We start from the raw sequence: 2350 nt of genomic DNA, 5'->3' as shown, positions 1-2350 counted from the left end.
ACCCATTTTCACCTCCATAATTTTGCAACTAACGGATTAATATCACATATTGAATAATCTTTTAACTAAAATTTTTAATCTATGAAAACAATTTTACACTTTATCCCCCCATTTTCAACAAGTTAGCGTTTGCAAGGAGGCATCCTAAGTCTCCATTTCAGCGACAAACAGCCTTCAGGTGGCTTGGACTGTTCGGTTTGCTGATGATGTTTACAATTGCCTGTGTACCTGAAGAACCTTTTGGATCTGAAAACCAAATAAGTGATCCAGAAATTTTAAAGGCTAAAGCCTGGTTCGAATCCCAAGAGACAAACCTGTCAAGAGCCAACGGTGAAAATCTCAGAAACAATTCCTCTAATTTTGAAAAAAGACCCAATTGGAATCTGACTAAGAAGCATAATGCCGCCGGTCAGGAAGTATTGGAAGTCAGCCTTCAGGTCAACAAGACCATGATCTCCAGATACATGCTGGAAAAATTCAAAAATAACAAACCCAGACGCCATCAGATCAGCCAAAACCTGCTGATGGTGGAAAAGGCCAATGGAGAGTATGATGTCTTTATTTTTAAGATCCATAGCGAAACAGACTTTTCGGTCAACAACAGGAGGGATTTCTTCTACCAGGTGAATTATGGCAAAACTCCATCAGAATTTTCGGGAGAATTAATAATTTCCACAATTACTGATATTCCTATCCGAGGTTGGAGGATCGAAAGTGGGAAATTATTATCTAGATCTAAAGTAGCTCAAACAAGTAAAAAAACAGAAGCTGTTAATTTATCAAGCACCTGTGGGTGGAATGAAGAAGATCATTGTGAGGTAAGTTCCGGTTGGTTTTATGATGAAGAATTTGGATGGGATTATGGATCCGAAGTAAATTGCACAAGCTATACCCAACTGGAATGTATTGATGGGGATAATTCCAGCCAGGGACCAATAAGTGGGGAAGGTGGATCTTTGGGAGATGGAGGTGGAGGTGGATCTGGAACCTTGGAACCTATTGAGGTTTCTGAATTTGGTTTCCCATTAAATCCAATACACGGTCAAAAATATACATATAATTATTTGGACGGAAGGAAAGTAACCTTTACCTATAACGAACAGCTTTGCGGATGGCTGATGCCTGAATTTCAATCCCTTTTAGATAATGGTTATTCTATTTCAAGCAACAATTTGCCAAATTTCAACGGACAAATTATTACCGCAATAGCTTTACCTGCATTTGCAGAACCTACATTTATAGGAGAAATCATACTTACTGGGGCAATAATTTATGTTACATCAATTTATGTTTATGACTTGGGTACTTATTTGTTAGCTACAGAAAGCAAATTAGAAAATTTAGATCACTGCATGAATCTGTATGTGGCTTGTACCGAAAATACACCTTATGCGCCTTGTGGAGATTGCTTGAAATATTGCGATACAAATGAGCATTGGAATTTCTTTGATTGTCCAGATGTCATGTTAAATTAGACATTAAAATGAAAAAATCGATAAATAACAAATTAACCAAATTACTTACAAATTTAAACAATTTAACAAACATTGAGGCTTTAAATAAAATTCAAATATTTAAAGAAATCAATAAAATCGATCCAGAATATAGTTCAATAGAGAATATTCTTCTAAGTAAAGAAGCCTATTATTTAAAAGAGGCAAATAAATTTGATGAAGCATTACAATTACATAATCATCTTATTGAAAAAGAATTAGAAAAAAATAAACCAAATCACTCTTCAATCGGAAATGATTATATTGCGACATTAAAATTATTGCGACTTTCAAATCTTCATCAAAAATCATTTGAATTAAGCATCACAATTTTAAATCAATTTAATTTTGATTGGAATATTGAAATCTGGATTTTTAATGAAATAATTTTAACCAACAAATCTGAAGATTTAGAAAACTATAAAGAAAAAATCAAAAATATAGAAAAAAATCTGAAATTTATATGTGACGATGATTTAAATTTACGGGAAAAAATCAAGCTCATGGTAAAAGAAAATATTAGAGCCAGCAATGAATTTACTCAAATTATTTCCCAAAAATCCGATAAGAATAATAAAAAATTACTTTTGAAAGATTTCATATTCTCAGAGAAAGTAGGGTTTTATAAAAAGCTTGCGGAAAAATATTATAATCAACTAAATGACAAAAAACATTCCTAAATTTATATATATAAGCTAAATAAACTAAAGGCTGTCTCTTTTTTTGAGACAGCCTCTTTTTCTAAAACCCAGAAGTCTGTTGTTCGTGCACCTATTCTGCACCTACCTTATGCAGACAAGCACGTAGCCATCCAACTACCTAAACTTCCCCTTCAGCATCGCCAGCTTCGCGGCCAA

The 2350-nt window shown here is 33.6% G+C and carries 2 protein-coding genes; both read left to right on the top strand.

The annotated features are described in order from the left end of the window. Window positions 1-449: 449 nt before the first annotated feature. Complete coding sequence (locus KIH41_RS17985; RefSeq protein ID WP_214163332.1) at window positions 450-1475, top strand: hypothetical protein; 1026 nt, start codon at window positions 450-452, stop codon at window positions 1473-1475. 8 nt (window positions 1476-1483) lie between these two features. After that, window positions 1484-2173: a hypothetical protein gene (locus tag KIH41_RS17980; protein WP_214163331.1), complete on the top strand. Its 690-nt coding sequence runs from the start codon at window positions 1484-1486 to the stop codon at window positions 2171-2173. The last annotated feature ends 177 nt before the right edge of the window (window positions 2174-2350 follow it).

It is taken from the genome of Litoribacter ruber, from assembly GCF_018500185.1.
In the GTDB taxonomy this organism is placed as follows: Bacteria; Bacteroidota; Bacteroidia; order Cytophagales; family Cyclobacteriaceae; genus Litoribacter; species Litoribacter ruber.
This window is presented reverse-complemented; position numbering and strand designations above follow the sequence as displayed.